The sequence below is a fragment of the Amycolatopsis halotolerans genome (assembly GCF_042647905.1).
Taxonomy (GTDB): Bacteria; Actinomycetota; Actinomycetes; order Mycobacteriales; family Pseudonocardiaceae; genus Amycolatopsis; species Amycolatopsis halotolerans.
Genome location: NZ_JBHRWI010000070.1, coordinates 236,389 through 252,293 on the forward strand (window position 1 = coordinate 236,389; position 15,905 = coordinate 252,293).

Here is a 15,905-nt window from a genome sequence, read left to right on the forward strand (position 1 = left end):
GAGCGGGAAAGCCGACGGCGTCCCGTGACCGGAGAGGAGTGCAGTGCGCTGGTTCTTCCGCGGTCCGGCGGGGTCCGGAGAAGTCGTTCCCAGCCCGAACATTTGGTACTACCAGGACGTCTACGACGTCGAAAACCGGGCGCAGGACGCGGACGGCGAGATCTGGCGCGTACTGCGCGAAGAGTGCGATTGGACCGGCCGCGACGTTCTCGATCTCGGCTGCGGTGACGGATACCACCTGCCGGTCTTCGCCGCCGACGCTCGTTCAGTGCTCGGAATCGAACCGCACCCGCCGCTCGCGCGGGACGCGGAGCGACGGGTGCGGGATCTGGGGAACGTGCGGGTTCGCGTGGGCCGGGCACAGCGGTTGCCGGTGGACGACGCCAGTGTGGACGTCGTGCACGCGCGCACCGCGTATTTCTTCGGCCCTGGCTGCGAGCCCGGATTGCGCGAAGCGGAACGGGTGCTGCGGCCCGGAGGATCGATCGTGATCGTCGACCTCGACGTGACCAGTGAGCCGTACGGCGGGTGGATGCGCGCGGATTTGCCGCACTACGACCCGCCTGCGGTCGAACGCTTCTTCGCCGCGCACGGCTTCAACTGTCGGCGCGTACGCACGCGTTGGCGCTTCGCGGACTTCGCCGCGGCGGAATCAGTACTGAAGATCGAGTTCAGCGCGAAGGTCGCGCAGCGGGCGATCGCCGACACGCGGCAACTGAACCCGGGGCCGGGCGAGGTGACGCTGCCGGTGGGCTATCGCGTGCATTGCCGCGTCAAACCCACCGGCCTCGTCCTGCCCGGTCACTCGGCTGCCTCTCCGGACTCCGCGGAATCATCCGAGTCCTCGACCTCGCCGAGGATCGAGTAGATCGACCGGCGTGCCTCGTTGAGTACGTCCACCGCACGGGCCTGCTGGTTCTCGCTGCCCGCGCGCATCACCTGCACGACGGCCGCGGCGAGCGTCGCGCCCGCCTTGCGCAGGTCGTGCTCGACCGGTTCGACGTCGTCGGTGAAGTGCTCCCACGGCGGCGTTCCGGTCTGCTGCTCGGCGGTGGCGCGGCCCTCGTCGGTGAGCTCGAAGAGCTTCTTTCCGCTCTCGTCGCGGCTCACGACCAGGCCTTCGTCGGCCAGCATCTGCAGGGTCGGGTAGATCGAGCCGGGGCTGGGCTTCCAGAGCCCGCCGCTGCGCTCGCCGATCTCGCGGATGATCTCGTACCCGTGCCGCGGCTGTTCCGCGAGCAGGGTGAGGATCGCCGCCCGCACGTCGCCGCGCCGGCCGCGCCGGGAGCCCCGGCGTCCGCCGCCCGGGCCGTGGCCGCGTCGTCCGCGCCCGCCGGGCCCGAACGCGAACTCGCCGAATTCCCGGCCCCAGGGGCCGAACGAGGACCGTCCGTGCTCTTCGTGTTCTCCGTGTTCGTGATGTCCGCCGGGGAAGGAGCGTCCGCCGGGGAACGGGTGTCGTCGTCGGTTCATGGTCTTGATGTCCTTTCTCGAACTGTTGCGACACGTTCACGATATATCGGAAACGGTCGGTTGGCAACCGTCGCGACAACCCGGGGACCTGAGCGACCGGCGGAGACGGCGGTCGGCGATACTCGAAGCACTAGCGAAAACACCCGAACGACCTGGGAGACCCGACCTCCGATGCTGGACCGTGCGGTCATCGACGCCCTGTTCCCCGCGGATCTGCCCGAGCCTGAGCACTGGGAACAGCGCTATCCGGCCCGGCAGCTGCCCGACGGCGCGAAGGTGACCCGGTTCGGCCCGTCGCCGACCGGCTTCGTGCACATCGGCGGCATCTACGTCGCGACGATCGACCAGGACGTCGCGCGTCGTTCCGAGGGCCGCTACCTGGTGCGCGTCGAGGACACCGACCAGTCGCGCGAGGTCGAGGGCGCGCTGGAGCAGTTCGAGCGCGGCTTCGCGTACTTCGGGCTGCAGGCCGACGAGGACGCGGTGCGCGGCGGCGAGTACGGCCCGTACCGGCAGTCCGAGCGCGAGCAGATCTACCTCACCTACGTACGGCACCTTCTGCGCGAAGGCCGTGCGTACATCGACTTCGCGACGAAGGACGAACTGGCGTCCATCACCGCGCGGCAGCAGGCGACGAAGCTCCCGACGGGCTACTACGGCTCGTGGGCGATCTGGCGCGACGCCGACGCGGCCGACGTGCAGGCGAAGCTCGACGCTGGCGAGCCGTGGGTGGTCCGCTTCCGCGCGCCCGACGACACCGGGCAGCGCGTGCGCTTCACCGACGCGATCCGCGGCACCATCGAGGCCGAGGCCAACCGCAACGACGTGGTGATCCTCAAGAGCTCCGACCAGAGCCCGCGGCTGCCGACCTACCACTTCGCGCACGCGGTCGACGACCACCTGATGCGGGTGAACCTGGTGATCCGCGGCGACGAGTGGATCTCGTCGGTGCCGACGCACCAGCAGCTCTTCGAAGCGCTCGGGTTCGAGCCGATCCAGTACGCGCACATCGCGCCGCTGATGAAGCAGGAGGGCGGCAGCAAGCGGAAGCTGTCCAAGCGCAAGGACCCGGAAGCCTCCGTCGACTTCTACCTCGAAGCCGGCTACCCGGTCCCGGCGGTGCTGTACTACCTGCGCGGCCTGGCGAACGGACGGCTCGCCGAGATGCCGCTCGCCGAAGCGCTCGACGCGCCGATCAACCTCGACGAGTGCGGCGTCGCCGGTCCGCTGGTGGACCTGGTGAAGCTGGACGACCTCGCCGCCGACTACGTCGCGACGCTGTCCGGCGAGGAGATCCTCGCGTCGGTGCTGGAGTGGGCGGAGCGGTTCGACCCGGAGCTGAAGGCGGTCCTGGAGTCTTCGCGGGAGCTGGCGCTGCGCGCGCTGGAGGTGGAGCGCGAGGGCGTCGAGAACCCGCGTAAGGACCTGAAGAAGTGGAGCGAATTCCGCGCCGTCTACGGGTTCTTCTTCCCGCAGCTGCACCAGGCGGCGACCGGTCCCGAGGACGAGCGGATCGCGGCACTGGGCGTTCCGGCGGATGTCGTGCGTGCGGTGGCGTCGGATTTTGTGTCGGCGTATCAGCAGCTTGACGACGGTCAGGAGTGGTTCCAGCAGATCCGCGACGTCGCGGCCAAGCACGGCTTCGCCAAGAACGCCAAGGAACTCAAGAAGGATCCGGAGGCTTATCCGGGTTCGATTCGTGAGGCGTCGCAGATTATCCGGATCGCGATCACCGGGTCGACCCGCAGCCCCGATCTGCACTCGATCACGCTGGCGCTGGGCGCTGAGGAAACGTTGCGGCGCTTCGACAATCTGGTCAACTGACCCCGTCGTGAGTGGCGATGCCGGTTCTAGCCGGGCTCTCTTCGCTCCCGTTGACCGTCCGTGAGGGGAACCCTGAGGGACTCTGAGTCCCTCAGGGTTCCCCTCACGGACGTGCCCGCAGGGCGGGACGAGGTCAGGCGAGCGGGGGAAGGCGTCGCGTTCCTTGTCATAGCGGCCGCTGCCGAGAAAACCCCGATGCGGCATTCGGGCAGCGGGGTCCGTAGACAGCCGGAACGCTGTGCGCCCTAACCGGGATCAGCACTCACGAGTTGAGGTAGGTCAGCACCGCCAGGACGCGCCGGTTGCCGGTTTCGTCGTCGGTGATGCCGAGTTTGCCGAACAGCGACGTCGTGTACTTGCTGATCGCGCTTTCGCTCAGGAACAGCCGCCCGGCGATCGCGGTGTTCGACAGGCCTTCCGCCATCAGCTCCAGCACCGAACGCTCGCGGTCGGTCAGCGTGCCGAGCCGTTGGTCCGGCGATCCGCTCGTGAGCAGTTTCGAGATCACCGCCGGATCCATCGCGGTGCCGCCAGCGGCGACGCGTTCCAGGGCGTCAATGAACTGCTCAGCCTCGAAAACGCTGTCCTTCAACAGATATCCGACGCCGCTCGCCCCGTCGACCAAGAGTTCGCGGGCGTAGAGCTGTTCGACGTGCTGCGACAGGATCAGCACCGGCAACCCGGGCGTCTCGCGCCGCGCGGCGAGGACCGCGCGCAGGCCCTCGTCGGTTTGCGTCGGCGGCATCCGGACGTCGACCACTGCGACGTCCGGCCGGTGTTCCCGCAGTACGGCGACGGTTTCCGGACCGGTCGTCGCGGTCGCCACCACCTCGTGGCCGTAGGCCTGCAGGAGCCGGACCAATCCGTCCCGCAGCAGGTAGAGGTCCTCGGCTACGACGATGCGCATGGCACCATCATCCACGCTCGGGTCGGCCCGCCTTCCGGGCTGGTGACATCCAGCGTGCCGTCGAAGACCGCGAGGCGGCGGCGCAGCCCGCCGAGCCCGCCGTCCGGGTGGATTTCGGCCCCGCCTCGACCGTCGTCCTCGACCTCGGCGCACAGCTGATTTCCCTCCTGCAGCAGGGAAATCCGGACGTGGGACGCGTGCGAATGCTTCACCGCGTTGGCGAGCAGTTCGGCGATCCCGAAGTACAGCGCGGATTCGATCGGCGGATCGAGCGGCTGCGGCAGGTCGGTCTCGACGGTCACGTCCACCGGCATGTCCATCGCCATCGCGCGGACAGCGTCGGCGAGGCCGCGTTCGTTCAGCACTGGCGGGCTGATGCCGCGGACCAGTTCGCGCAGTTCCGTGAGCGACGTGGCCGCGCCGGCCCGGGCGTCGCGCAGCAACTCCTTGGCCTGCTCGGGATTGGTCTCCATGAGCTTCTCCGCGGTCGCCAGCGCGAGGCCGAGCGCGACCAGCCTGGCTTGCGCGCCGTCGTGCAGATCCCGTTCGATGCGGCGGATTTCCGCGGCCTGCGCGATGGTCGTGTCCGCGCGCAGGGCGGTCAGCGTGTCGACCCGGTCGGCCAGCTCCATCGTGGCGGACGCGCCCAGGAAGCGCGTGGCGACCGGGATGACGCTTCGCCACGCGTACGGCGCGGTCGCGGCCGTGACCAGCAGACCCGCCAGGTATCCGGCGGGGAGAGCCGTCAGCGCCAGGACCGTCGCGACGACGCCGAGCAGCGGCACGAGCGCGACCAGGCCGAACGAGACCGGCGCGAGGAGGACGAACCGCAGGTCCCGCCAGGTCGCCGGGTCGTAGCGCCAGTTCTTCATCCGCTGCTCGCGCCGGGCGTCTTCGCGGGTGCGGGAGTAGGAGTGGCCGTTCCACCAGAATCCGGTCGAGAGCTGGGTGATCGGCGGCGGCTCGCGGTATCCGGGCGGGAGCACGATCCCGGTCCAGTTCGCGACCATGGTCCGGGTCATCCGGCACACCGGCTTCGCCAGCAGCAGCGTCCCGATCGCCGCCCAGATGAACGGCGCGATCCACGACCACGCGGTGCCGCCCCACAACTGCCACAGGCCGGCCGCGGCCGCCCACACCACCGGGACCAGCAGGGCCACGCCCGCCGCCTGGGCAGCTCGGACAAAACCCACCCCGCAACCGCGCAACCAAGACCGTAGTAGCCGCATCGTTTCTTCCCCCTGTCCGTCCGGTGTTCCGCGGTCCACTGTGCACCACGAAACGCCGGATTCCCGCCGCCGCGGGACAGGAGTGGGTCCAGGCCCACCCCCTTGTGCGGCCAGACCCATACCGGGCCGGGCCCCGGCTTTCTAGCGTTGCTGGCACAACGGGAAACCACAAGGGAGAACAGCAATGCAGACCATCGAACGCCCCGCCGCCACCGCCGCCCAGCGTCCGTTCGGCCTTGTGAAGGGGTTCGTCGTCGCTTACGGAGTGGCGGGCGTCGCCGTCTTCGGGACGATCGTCGCCCTGGCGGCCTCCTCCGGCACGGCGACCAGCTTCATGTGGACGCGGTCCGCGCTGGTGCCGGTCAGCGCCGTGATCGTGTACTGGCTGGTCTCGCTCGCGGCGAAGGGGTCGAACCGGGCTTATCAGCGGGCGCGGCTCGTCTCGATCGTCGCGCCGGTCGCTCTCGTCGGCGTCGACCTGATTCCGGGCGCGTGCCCGTTCTGGTTCCTGCTGCTGCAGACGGCCTGCGCCGTGCTGCTGGCCTGCGCGGCGGTCCCGCTCGCCCGGCTGCGGGCTAGCTTCCCGAAGTGAGCCTCGGGACCAGCCGGATCCGGGTGTCGAGGTTCCGTTCGACCGCCGCGCGGCTCGAGAGCAGGGGGAACGAGCCGCCGGACGCCCACAGGTCGTTCAGGTCCCGGTAGTGCGGGCTGCGCGGATCGCCGGACTGGCCGGGCGCGTTGATCGCTCGCGACGCGTCCCAGTCGCCGACGTCGAGCGCCATCTTGAAGGTCGCGCCGATGATCTGCTGGTAGGTGAGCGGGTGGAAGAACGATGGGTGGACGGTCTGGTAGTCGCCGCCGACCGGGGTCGGGCCGACGTCCGGGCCGCCCGCCGGGTGCGCGAACTCCTGGTACTGCAGGGAGCCCCAGCGCCACTTCGCCGGGTCGCCGCCGAGCTTTCCGGCGACGTCGCGGAACGCGAGCGGGAGCGTGTCCAGGATCAGCTTGTCGCGCTTGGCCGCGCCGCCCGGGCCGAACCACGCGTCGGGGTCGGCGAAGGACGCGAGGACGAGGCTGAAGTCCGGATTGATGGTGCGGGACAGGACGTCCGCGGCGGCTTGCGGGAGCATCGTGTGCGCCCAGCCGCCGTGGAGGTACTTCAGCAGCCAGGTTTCGTACAGCGCGGCCGGGGCGGAATCCACCGAGGCGACGCCGTCGAAGCCGCGCAGGAGCTCGAGTGCCTTCGCGGTGTCCGGATCGGTGGACGACAGGTTCCGCAGGAAGGGGGCGAGCCGGGTGGCGAGCAAGGACTTTTCGTCGCGTTGGATGGCGAGCGAATCGGCGACGCGGGCGCGCGGCGTGGACTTGATCAGCTCGTCGATCCGCTCCTTGCGGTACGGCAGCTGCCATTCGTAGTTGGACACCACCGGGAAGCCGGGCGGAAGGTTGTAGTCGTTGGCGGAGGCGAAGAAACCCGCCGGCGGGTTGTGCTGCCACGGGAGTTCGGAGTTGGCGTAGAAGCCGCTCCATTCGTAGCGGCCGTCTCCGGGGACGGGCAGCAGACCGTCGTATCCGATCCCGGTGCGGCGCGGGGTCAGCGCGCCGGGGACGTAGCCGATGTCGCCGTGGACGTCGGCGTAGACGAGGTTCGATCCGGGCGCGCCCCACTTGCGCATTCCGGCGGTGAACTCGGCGAAGTTGCGGGCGCGCTGGTAGTTCAGGCTGCCGAGGTAGGCGGCGCTGCCGGGTTCGGTCCACGCGGTGCGGACGGCGAACGCCCGGTTCGCCGCTTCGTCGACCTTCACGATCGGGCCGTGCCGGGTGAACGACAATTCGCGGGTGACCGGCTGGCCGCCCAGCACCGGGATGGTTTCGGTGACCGTGGTGATCGGCTCCCAGCCGCCGCGGTAGCGGTACCGGCTGTGGTCGGCGGGGTCGAGTTCGTAGACGTAGAGGTCGGTCTGGTCGACCGGCAGGTTCGTCAGCCCGAACGCGACGGAATCGTTGTGGCCGATGGCGATGCCCGGGTTCCACGGTTCGCCGGCCCCGGTGAGGTTCAGGCCGGGCGCGGAAAGCTGGGCGACATAACGGCCGGACGGCAGAGCGTCGGCGCCGCGGTGCGGGTCGTTGGCGAGGATCGGCCGTCCGGTGGCGGTGCGGTCCGGGCCGATCGCCCACGAGTTGCTGCCGCTGGTGGCGTCGGCGATGTCCTTCGGCCCGGCGACGCCCTTCGGGAACGTGACTGCCGCGGTTGCCTTGTTGTACACGGAAAGCACGTCGCCGGGGATTGAACACGGATCGAGGCCTTCGGGCACTGCGGCCTCGTGGTCGGGGTGCAGGCTGCGGAGGTACTTGCTCGCGTTCGGCCCGGCCTGGCACACCATCTGCGCGCGGGCGACCTCCCACATCAGGTTCTCGCCGATCGCGTGCGTCCGGATGCGGACGACGTCCTCGGGCTGCCAGTGCGACGGCTGGTAGCCGAGCTTGCCGAACTCCGGCGGGGCCGCTTCGGGATGTTTGGCGAGCCAGTCGACGTAGGAGTTGATCCCCTCGGCGAACCGGGTGGCGGCGAGCTTGGCCTCGGGACCGTAGGAGGCCCATTCCTTCTTCATGTCGCCGCGGTAGAGGAACAGCCGGGCGGCGCGGTCCTGGTCCACATAGGACTCGCCGAGGACCTCGCTGAGCAACCCGAGCCCCCGGCGGCGCCAGGTGTCGAGCTGGAAGAGCCGGTCGCGGGCGACGGTGAATCCCTGTGCGTAGAACAGGTCTGAGGTGTTGGCCGCGTAGATGTGCGGGACGCCCCACTTGTCGACGAGCAGGTCGACCGGGCGGGAGAGGCCGTCGAGGGCGACTGTGCTGGCGGCGTTGGCGGGTGCGGCTGGTGTGGTGCCGAGCAGCGTCAGAATGAGTATCAGGACGGTAGCTTTGGACCGCATTTCCCCACCCCCGGGCATCAGCGACGACAAGGCGCACGCTAATCGCGGCGATCGGCGGGACCCACCCCTGAACCGGGACGAGTAGGGGGAACCGGACGCCGGGCACGGCCGTCCAAGGTGCCGCGAAGAAGGTTCTTCAGTACTGTCCCGGCTCAGACCGAACCCGTGGGGGATGCGATGCGACGTATGGTGGCGACGACGGCTGCGGTACTGGCCGGTGTGCTGGGGCTGGCGGCCTGCGGCAGCAGCACCGAGGCTGGAGACAAGAACGTCGTGACCGCTGAAAGCAGCGCCGCACCGGACGGCAAGACTGGCACCCCGCTCGCGAACACCGATCCGTGCAGCCTGCTCAAGCCCGCTGACGTGCCCGAACTCAGCCAGGACAGCAGCGCCGCGCCCAAGGCCGACGGCCGCCGGTGCGAGGGCAGCGACTACTCCGTCACCATCGCGGAGGTCGATGCCGACGGCTATGCCGTCCAGTTCGAGGGCTCGATGGTCAAGCCGATCTCCGACATCGCCGGGTACAAGGCGGGCACCGTGGACACCCGCGACTCTTGGCAGAAAAGCTGCGCGGTCCTCCTCGCCGTGACGACCAACGAGCTGGTGACCGTCGCCGTGAAGGACAAGGGCTCGGACACCTGCGACATCGCGAAGAAGGCGGCGACCGCCATCGCGGGCCGCATTCCGCGCTGAGCTACGAGACGTCCCCGATCGCTTCGTCCAGAATGGACAGTCCGAGGTCGATCTCGCTGTCGGAGGCCGTCAGCGGCGGCGCGATCCGGAACACCCCGCCCATCCCGGGCAGCTGCACGATGTTCATGTGCAGCCCGAGTTCGAGGCACCGCTGCGTCACGCGGGCGCCGAGCTTGTCCGCGTCCGGGCCGCCGCCGCTCAGTTCCAGTCCGGCGAGCAGTCCCCGGCCGCGGATCTCGCCGACCGACTCGTGCCGCGCCGCGATTTCGTCCAGGCCGGTGCGCAGGCGGTCGCCGAGCTGACGGGCGCGTTCGTCGAGGCGGTCGCGGATCAGGACGTCCAGCACCGTGTTGCCGACCGCGGCGGGAAGCGGGTCCGAGACGTGCGTGGTGAAGAACAAATACCCGCGTTCGTGGGCTTCCTGCTCGATTTCCGCGCTCGTCAGCACGGCGGCGAGCGGCAGTCCGGCACCGAGCGTTTTGGACACTGTGAGGATGTCCGGGACGACGCCGTCGTGCTCGAAGGCGTACCAGGTTCCGGTGCGGCACAAGCCCGTCTGCGCTTCGTCGAGGATCAGCAGCATGCCGCGTTCCCGGCATTTCCTTTGCAGCGCTTGGAAATAACCGGGCGGTGTCACGAGGATGCCGCCGGAACTGAGGATCGGCTCCACCAGACACGCGGCGAGGCTGCCGACCGACTGCGCGTCGATCAGGTCGAACGCCATGTCCAGTTGGCGCTCCCAGTCCGCGCCGGGCACCGGGATGGCGAAGTTGCCGGGTGCGCCGGGGCCGTAGCCCTTCCGGCCCGCGCTGTAGGTCGCGCTCGCCGCGGCCTGCGTCATCCCGTGCCAGGACCGGGCGAACGAGACGATCTCGTGCTTGCCGGTCACCAGCTTGGCCATCCGCAGCGCGGCCTCGTTGGACTCGGCGCCGGTCGTGAGCAGCAGCGCCTTCTCCAGCGGGTCCGGCAACGTCTCGGCGAGTCGCCGCGCGAGGTCGACCACCGGACGGCTCAGCATCCCGCTGAACAGGTGGTCGAGCTTCGCGGCCTGCTTCCGGACGGTCTCGACGATCTCCGGATGCGCGTGCCCGAGGATCGCGCTCATCTGCCCGGACGTGAAGTCGAGGATTCGCCGTCCGTCCTCGGTGAAGACGAAGCTGCCCTCGGCGCGGTCGATGATCTCGCCGGTGAACGAGCCGGGGCCGGCGTAGCGGACGAGGTGCCGGTCGACGTCGGACCAGAAGGTGTCGGTGGCCATGGCTTCGACGGTAGAGCCGGGTCGAGCGCCGCGTCCATCTCACAGTTTGCGCTTGCCTGTGCGATGGCATCGAACAACGATGGGGCCATGTTGAACCCGTGGCGGCTGCGGCTCCTGAGTCGCCTTGCCGTGCTCGGCACTGTTCGCGCGGTCGCGCAGGACGTGAATCTCAGCGCCTCCACGGTGTCGCATCAGCTCGCGTTGCTCGAGACCGAGACCCGCACCCGGCTGCTGGAACGCACCGGACGTCGCGTCCGGCTGACGCCTGCCGGGGAGAAACTGGCCCGCCAGGCGCGCGCGATCCTCGACCACCTCGACGCGGTCGAGGCCGAACTGCGCGGCGACGAACCATCCGGGCTTGTTCGGATCGGCGCGTTCCAGAGCGCGATCCACACCTTCGCCGTGCCTGCCACGACCCGGCTCGCGCAGACCTATCCGCGGCTGGAAACCGAAGTGGCGGAACGGGAACCGCACGAGAGCGTGCCCGCGCTCCGGGCCGGGGACAGCGACGTCGTCATCACCACCACCGATTTCGCCGACCTGCCGCTCGGTCCCGACCTGGAGATCATCCGGCTGGCGACCGACCCGATCGTCCTGGTCACCGCGCTCGACCGGCCGGAGCCGACCGGTCCCGCCGTGCTCGCGGACTACTCGGGTGAACCGTGGGCGCTCGACATTCCCCCGTCCTACATGGCGAACCTGACGCTGCGGCTGTGTCGCGAATCGGGGTTCGAGCCGCGCGTGGTGTGCCGGTTCAGCAATTACCTGATGACGCTGCAGCACGTCGAGGCCGGGCTGTCGATCGCGCTGCTGCCCGGGCTGGCGGTGGATCCGCGGTACCGGGTCGCGACGAAACCGCTGGCGACGCCGGTGACGCGCACGATCGTCGCGGTCACCCGCCGAGGTTCGCCGCGCCGGGCGGCGGTCAACGCGGTGCTGGACGCGTTGCGGCAGCCGGTCGAGCTTCCGGCGGCGGTGACGCAGGCTTAGGGCTTGGGCAGGACCGCCAGGGTTTTCGCTGCTGGGGCTGCGTTTCAGACCAATGCCGCGGCTCTCGATGGCGACTGATCGCGGCAGGGGCGCGACGGCCGCGCCCCTGCCGGGGTGATCACTTGCCGTGCTGGGAACGGCGGCGCAGGAAGAACGCGCCGCCCGCGGCTGCCGCGGCCGCCCCGCCGATGCCGAGCGCGATGGCCGGGCTGCCGTCCGAGCCGGTGTTCGGGGCGGGAACGGCGTAGCCGCCGCCCGCGCCGGTCTTGTCGTAGGTCGAGCCGGGCAGCTTGTCGCCGTAGCGTTTCTGCAGTTCGGCCCGGTAGGCCGCCAGGGTGACCCGGGTGCCCGCCGGGACGCCGGAGACGGCGCCGTCGAGGACGGTCACGGTGTCGCCGTTGACCGAGTACCAGGCGTTGACCTGCGGTTCGTGCAGCAGGTAGCCGCCGTGTGCGGCAGCCGCGTGGGCCTGCTCGTCGTTGCCGGAGGCGACGTTGATGACCTGCCAGCCTGCCTTGCTCGGCTGTGCCCAGACGGTCGCTTCCCGGCCGTCGGCGAGGCGGGCCGGAGACGCGACGTAGGCGAGCGCGGCGGGGACGTCGGACTCGCCGTTGATGAAGGCCGCGGTCGGTTCGTAGACCGGGATCTGGGTCTGGGCATCGGCGGCGGCGCGGCTGGCGTGCGCTGCTGCCGGCGCCGCGCCGGGGAACTTGGTGTGCGCGAGGCGGGCGGCGGTGCCGGGGCTGGTGAGCAGCCCGGAGATCGAGGCGGTGTCCGAAGGGGACGGGCCGGTCGGCGACTCCGCGGCGAACGCGGGGTTCGCGGCGAAGACAGCGGCGGCGACGGCTCCGGAAAGGACTGTGGTGCGGAGGATGGTTCGCAGCATCGTCTCAGCCCACCATTCCGTAGACGGTGTGGGTCCAGTCGAATTGGTTGTTGGACACGTAGGAGCTGTAGTTCATCGAGTTGTAGCGGTTGTTCGACGGCCACGGATCGCCGTATTCGACGATGTTGCCGCCGTTCGAGTCGTCATAGCCGTAGAGGACGTGCATGTGGCCGCCGCCGGAGGTCCAGCCGATCCGGGTGCCGATCGGCTGCCCGGCGTCGATCTGGTTCTTGATGCCGGAGAAGGAGAGCCGGTAGCCGTTGGAATTGTAGGAGCCGACGTTGCGGAACCCGAGGTAGCTGAAAACTCTCTGCTGGTCGCTGAGGTAGCCCTGGTTGTTGGCGCAGTCGCTGCCGGACTCGTCGTGCGCGATCTGGCAGAACCGGGTCTGGGTCAGGGAATAGCCCCAGAACGAGGCGATCGTGTTGCCGCTGGCGTCCCAGCACCACTGGTCTTTCTGCTGGGCCTGCATCGAGATGTTCGTTTCGCCCGCGTCCGCCGCGGCGGGAACGGCGAGCGCGGCCGAGGCGACGGTCGCGGCCACCGCGATTCCGCGCAGAATCGAAGAAGGCACTTTCACGGGATCCTCCAAAGGGGAAGACCGGCCGGGCCGGGGAATTACCGGACCGGTGGGGAAGGGTGAGACGCACAGAACGGTACGCGCGCGAGGAACGCGGCGACTACCGACTAACGGCGGTATTCCGCCGCCGATTGGCCGCGGGTATTTCTACGCCGGTGGATTTTGTTTGCGCCCCGCGAAAGGCGGCTGCCGTCGATTATAGGGGAATTCATCTCGGAAAGCATTCGGCAATCCGACCTTCGTAGGGTGTTTTTCCGTTGATCCGGCGCCGTCGTTCGTCGGTCGCCGTACCGCGCCGGCGCCCGACGCTGACCCGCTTCGCCCGTCGCGCGGCGAGGGGGAGGAGCGCGGGTTTCACGCGTATGAGACACTTGATCGGTCATGACTGCCCTCCCTCTTGTTTTCGACGCGCCCAAGCGCGGCCTGCCGCCGCGCCATCTCGCCGACCTCACGGTGGCCGAGCGAGCCGAGGCCGTGGTCGAACTGGGGGAGAAGGCGTTCCGCGCCAAGCAGTTGTCGAACCACTACTTCTCGCGGCTCACCGTCGACCCGGCGGAGATGACCGACATCCCGGCCGCCTCGCGCGACAAGCTCGTGGCCGACCTGATGCCGCCGCTGCTCACCGAGGTGCGCGCACTGGCCGCGGACGGCGGCGCGACCCGCAAGACCCTGTGGCGCGCGCACGACGGGACGCTGCTGGAGAGCGTGCTCATGCGCTACCCGGACCGCGCGACGCTGTGCATCTCGAGCCAGGCCGGCTGCGGCATGGCGTGCCCGTTCTGCGCGACCGGCCAGGGCGGCCTGGACCGCAACCTCTCGACGGCGGAGATCGTGGACCAGGTCCGCGACGCCGCAGCGGTCATGCGAGACGGCTCGATGCCCGGTGGTCCGGGACGGCTGTCGAACATCGTCTTCATGGGCATGGGCGAACCGCTGGCGAACTACAAGCGTGTGGTGGCTGCGGTGCGTCGGATCACTGATCCTGCTCCGGGTGGTCTTGGTATTGGTCAGCGTTCGGTGACGGTGTCGACGGTGGGTTTGGCTCCGGCGATTCGGAAGCTGGCGGACGAGCGGATGCAGGTTCGTTTGGCGGTGTCGCTGCACACTCCGGACGATGAGCTGCGGGACACGCTGGTGCCGGTGAACAACCGGTGGTCGGTGGACGAAGTTCTCTCCGCTGCCCGGTATTACGCGGACACTTCCGGCCGCCGCGTCTCGATCGAGTACGCGTTGATTCGCGACATCAACGACCAGCCGTGGCGGGCCGAGCTGCTCGCGAAGCGGCTGCGGAAGCACTTGGGCCAGTTGGTGCATGTGAACGTGATTCCGTTGAACCCGACGCCGGGTTCGAAGTGGGATGCGTCGCCGAAGCCGGTGGAGCGTGAGTTCGTGCGGCTGGTGAACGCGGGCGGGGTCGCGTGCACGGTGCGGGACACGCGCGGTCAGGACATCGCTGCGGCGTGTGGCCAGTTGGCTGCTGAAGGCTGAGTTTGTTCATTCGATGATGGAGTGTCTGTCGTGATGTATGCCCCCAGCCTGCTGGAACCGGCTGCGGAGGAGCTGCGGCTCGCCGATGTGGTGGGTCGTGGCGCGACCGAGGTGGCTCGCGAGGCGCGGACCTTGCTGGGCGAGCGGTTCAGCTCGGTGACGTTCATGTACGTGCTGATGCGCGCGTTCGAGGTCGACTACACCGCGGCCCGGGACGCGTCGCGCTGGCACGAGTTCCACGGTGGTCCGCGGGCGTTGTCGGATGCTGATCTGGAGAAGCTGCTCGCTCCGTGGCTTGCCCGCTGACCGCTTCGATCAGCTGGTCGGAGAGCGTGCCCGGCGAGTGGCTGGTCTTCTCCGGATCCTTCGAAGCGTGGTGGCTCCTTGAAGCCAAAGACTTTCGTCCCAAGCGATGGATGCGAGTAGGGCGTTACTCGGTTGGTGGTGGCTCGCTGAGGTGCGAGCGTCTCGCGGCACTTCCCTGGCGTAGCCGTAGCGACAGCTCGAAGCGCCCCTCGGCTCAGCGCTTTGCAATACGCGCAGAAACACGGAATCGCGTGCGTGCGACTGATCGATGAAGCCTGCTTTGCGGTGGCTGGTGCAGGTGCCGGGCATGGAGACCGGTTCGAGGTACTGACGAGGCTGGGCGGCCACGACATCGGGCTCCTCGGGGATGCGGGTGCCGAGGGTTGACGAGAATGCCGGACACTCTGAGTGATCACGTCTATACTCGCAACTGATCGCCCGAAGGACGGAAGGGCCTGGTCTTCGATGACGACGGAGCGAGGGTATGGCACAGAGCCAGGGCGCGGCGCCTGCGGAAAAGCACTCTGACATCGTCGAACTCCCACACAGACATCCGGTGCGGTTCTACTGGTTGACCGCAGGAATCACGACGGTCGTCTGTGCGATCGTGACGGTGGCGTTGACCAGTTCGAGTCATTCATCGAACCAGTCGGCGGACACCGGCGGTGTCGCGACGAGCGGCTTCCAGGGGCAGTGGCAGGGGGTGCTCTCCGGCCCTGGCTACAGGTCCAGCCAAGTCGAACTGGATTTGCGGTCCGCCGGTCCGCGACAAGTGGCCGGACAGTTTGTCAGCAAAGCGAGCGGCTGCACGTCCGACGTGTCCGGCACGGTCACTGGCACGACGTTGACGCTGTCCCTCGACCGGAGGTGGATTACGGGCCATTGCGGGGGGCAGTTCACCGCCGAGGTGCAGTGGCTGGGCGTCGACTCGGTCCGGTTCACGCGCGGGGGCGGGGCGGCGCCGATGTCCGGGGACCTCACCCGCGTCGGCTGAGATGCGACCATCAGGCGCGTCCGGATAGGGGCGCACGGCTACCGAGCTGCCGCCAGAATTAGTGCGCACGTCAGCACCAGATGATCAATGAAACCGTTGATCAGCTTCGCGCTCCTAGCCAGATGCCGTAATCGTGAGCCAAGTCAGGTATTCCTTTGTTCGGGTTGGCTGTGAGGATCGGTGACTCGTTCGGCGATGTAGGCGGATCAGCCGTGCGCGAATCGAAAACCTTGGCTCCGAGAGACATGCGAGTGCGGTTCGCGGCGCTCAGGCTGCCAGCGTGCGACCCTGTCATGATTTCCGTGTAAGCCACGGATGGTTTCTTCTTTTATTCTAGTGGA

Annotated in this window: 15 protein-coding genes; 8 read left to right on the top strand and 7 right to left on the bottom strand. The window is 68.8% G+C overall.

Annotation, left to right across the window (positions count from 1 at the left end):
- Nucleotides 1-43: 43 nt before the first annotated feature.
- A complete protein-coding gene (locus tag ACFORO_RS42785) occupies nt 44-868 on the top strand; it encodes a class I SAM-dependent methyltransferase (RefSeq protein WP_354737558.1) in 825 nt (274 codons plus the stop codon).
- Here ACFORO_RS42785 and ACFORO_RS42790 read toward each other — a convergent pair.
- Entirely contained in the window at nt 802-1,473 is a 672-nt protein-coding gene (locus tag ACFORO_RS42790) for a PadR family transcriptional regulator (RefSeq protein ID WP_377870201.1), read from the bottom strand. The genes ACFORO_RS42785 and ACFORO_RS42790 overlap by 67 nt on opposite strands.
- A 171-nt stretch (nt 1,474-1,644) precedes the next feature.
- Between ACFORO_RS42790 and ACFORO_RS42795 the strand changes: the two genes are divergently transcribed.
- Entirely contained in the window at nt 1,645-3,297 is a 1,653-nt protein-coding gene (locus ACFORO_RS42795; RefSeq protein ID WP_377870200.1) for a glutamate--tRNA ligase, read from the top strand.
- A 262-nt stretch (nt 3,298-3,559) separates the two neighbouring features.
- Here ACFORO_RS42795 and ACFORO_RS42800 read toward each other — a convergent pair whose 3' ends face one another.
- Nucleotides 3,560-4,204, bottom strand: coding sequence for a response regulator transcription factor (locus ACFORO_RS42800; RefSeq protein WP_354737552.1), 645 nt, complete (start codon nt 4,202-4,204; stop codon nt 3,560-3,562).
- Nucleotides 4,189-5,364: a sensor histidine kinase gene (locus ACFORO_RS42805; RefSeq protein WP_377870199.1), complete on the bottom strand. Its 1,176-nt coding sequence runs from the start codon at nt 5,362-5,364 to the stop codon at nt 4,189-4,191. Before ACFORO_RS42805 ends, ACFORO_RS42800 begins: the two co-directional genes overlap by 16 nt.
- 253 nt (nt 5,365-5,617) lie before the next feature.
- Between ACFORO_RS42805 and ACFORO_RS42810 the strand changes: the two genes are divergently transcribed.
- Nucleotides 5,618-6,025 (top strand): hypothetical protein, encoded by a 408-nt coding sequence (locus tag ACFORO_RS42810; RefSeq protein ID WP_377870198.1) that lies wholly within the window; start codon nt 5,618-5,620, stop codon nt 6,023-6,025.
- On the opposite strand, the gene ACFORO_RS42815 is transcribed toward ACFORO_RS42810, so the two are convergent.
- Nucleotides 6,009-8,369 carry a penicillin acylase family protein gene (locus ACFORO_RS42815; protein ID WP_377870197.1) on the bottom strand — a complete coding sequence of 787 codons (2,361 nt, stop codon included), beginning with the start codon at nt 8,367-8,369 and terminating at the stop codon, nt 6,009-6,011. The two genes, ACFORO_RS42810 and ACFORO_RS42815, sit on opposite strands and share 17 nt — an antisense overlap.
- A gap of 177 nt (nt 8,370-8,546) precedes the next feature.
- Here ACFORO_RS42815 and ACFORO_RS42820 point away from each other — a divergent pair, with 177 nt between their 5' ends.
- Nucleotides 8,547-9,062 (top strand): DUF3558 family protein, encoded by a 516-nt coding sequence (locus ACFORO_RS42820; RefSeq protein WP_377870196.1) that lies wholly within the window; start codon nt 8,547-8,549, stop codon nt 9,060-9,062.
- A gap of 1 nt (nt 9,063) precedes the next feature.
- Here ACFORO_RS42820 and ACFORO_RS42825 read toward each other — a convergent pair whose 3' ends face one another.
- On the bottom strand, nt 9,064-10,320 hold the full coding sequence (locus tag ACFORO_RS42825) for an aspartate aminotransferase family protein (protein ID WP_377870195.1): 1,257 nt from the start codon (nt 10,318-10,320) through the stop codon (nt 9,064-9,066).
- A gap of 87 nt (nt 10,321-10,407) precedes the next feature.
- On the opposite strand from ACFORO_RS42825, the gene ACFORO_RS42830 reads away from it, so the two are divergent.
- A complete protein-coding gene (locus tag ACFORO_RS42830) occupies nt 10,408-11,310 on the top strand; it encodes a LysR family transcriptional regulator (RefSeq protein WP_377870194.1) in 903 nt (300 codons plus the stop codon).
- A 118-nt stretch (nt 11,311-11,428) separates the two neighbouring features.
- Here the strand turns inward: ACFORO_RS42830 and ACFORO_RS42835 are convergent, their stop codons facing one another.
- Both ACFORO_RS42835 and ACFORO_RS42840 read right to left on the bottom strand, forming a co-directional pair.
- Nucleotides 11,429-12,196 (bottom strand): LPXTG cell wall anchor domain-containing protein, encoded by a 768-nt coding sequence (locus ACFORO_RS42835; RefSeq protein WP_377870193.1) that lies wholly within the window; start codon nt 12,194-12,196, stop codon nt 11,429-11,431.
- Between the two features lie 4 nt (nt 12,197-12,200).
- Nucleotides 12,201-12,770 carry a papain-like cysteine protease family protein gene (locus tag ACFORO_RS42840; protein WP_377870192.1) on the bottom strand — a complete coding sequence of 190 codons (570 nt, stop codon included), beginning with the start codon at nt 12,768-12,770 and terminating at the stop codon, nt 12,201-12,203.
- Between the two features lie 387 nt (nt 12,771-13,157).
- On the opposite strand from ACFORO_RS42840, the gene rlmN reads away from it, so the two are divergent.
- The 3 genes from rlmN (at nt 13,158) to ACFORO_RS42855 (ending at nt 15,564) form a co-directional block, all read left to right on the top strand.
- Nucleotides 13,158-14,264 carry a 23S rRNA (adenine(2503)-C(2))-methyltransferase RlmN gene (gene rlmN / locus ACFORO_RS42845; protein ID WP_370939420.1) on the top strand — a complete coding sequence of 369 codons (1,107 nt, stop codon included), beginning with the start codon at nt 13,158-13,160 and terminating at the stop codon, nt 14,262-14,264.
- A gap of 30 nt (nt 14,265-14,294) precedes the next feature.
- Complete coding sequence (locus ACFORO_RS42850; protein WP_312872254.1) at nt 14,295-14,570, top strand: hypothetical protein; 276 nt, start codon at nt 14,295-14,297, stop codon at nt 14,568-14,570.
- A gap of 556 nt (nt 14,571-15,126) precedes the next feature.
- On the top strand, nt 15,127-15,564 hold the full coding sequence (locus tag ACFORO_RS42855; protein ID WP_377870191.1) for a hypothetical protein: 438 nt from the start codon (nt 15,127-15,129) through the stop codon (nt 15,562-15,564).
- The last annotated feature ends 341 nt before the right edge of the window (nt 15,565-15,905 follow it).

Bases quoted from the DNA above. Each gene is read 5' to 3' on its own strand.
- ACFORO_RS42800 (WP_354737552.1), bottom strand. From the start codon at position 4,204: ATGCGCATCGTCGTAGCCGAGGACCTCTACCTGCTGCGGGACGGATTG.
- ACFORO_RS42835 (WP_377870193.1), bottom strand. From the start codon at position 12,196: ATGCTGCGAACCATCCTCCGCACCACAGTCCTTTCCGGAGCCGTCGCC.
- ACFORO_RS42830 (WP_377870194.1), top strand. From the start codon at position 10,408: ATGTTGAACCCGTGGCGGCTGCGGCTCCTGAGTCGCCTTGCCGTGCTC.
- ACFORO_RS42790 (WP_377870201.1), bottom strand. From the start codon at position 1,473: ATGAACCGACGACGACACCCGTTCCCCGGCGGACGCTCCTTCCCCGGC.
- rlmN (WP_370939420.1), top strand. From the start codon at position 13,158: ATGACTGCCCTCCCTCTTGTTTTCGACGCGCCCAAGCGCGGCCTGCCG.
- ACFORO_RS42810 (WP_377870198.1), top strand. From the start codon at position 5,618: ATGCAGACCATCGAACGCCCCGCCGCCACCGCCGCCCAGCGTCCGTTC.
- ACFORO_RS42825 (WP_377870195.1), bottom strand. From the start codon at position 10,320: ATGGCCACCGACACCTTCTGGTCCGACGTCGACCGGCACCTCGTCCGC.
- ACFORO_RS42820 (WP_377870196.1), top strand. From the start codon at position 8,547: ATGCGACGTATGGTGGCGACGACGGCTGCGGTACTGGCCGGTGTGCTG.
- ACFORO_RS42815 (WP_377870197.1), bottom strand. From the start codon at position 8,369: ATGCGGTCCAAAGCTACCGTCCTGATACTCATTCTGACGCTGCTCGGC.
- ACFORO_RS42795 (WP_377870200.1), top strand. From the start codon at position 1,645: ATGCTGGACCGTGCGGTCATCGACGCCCTGTTCCCCGCGGATCTGCCC.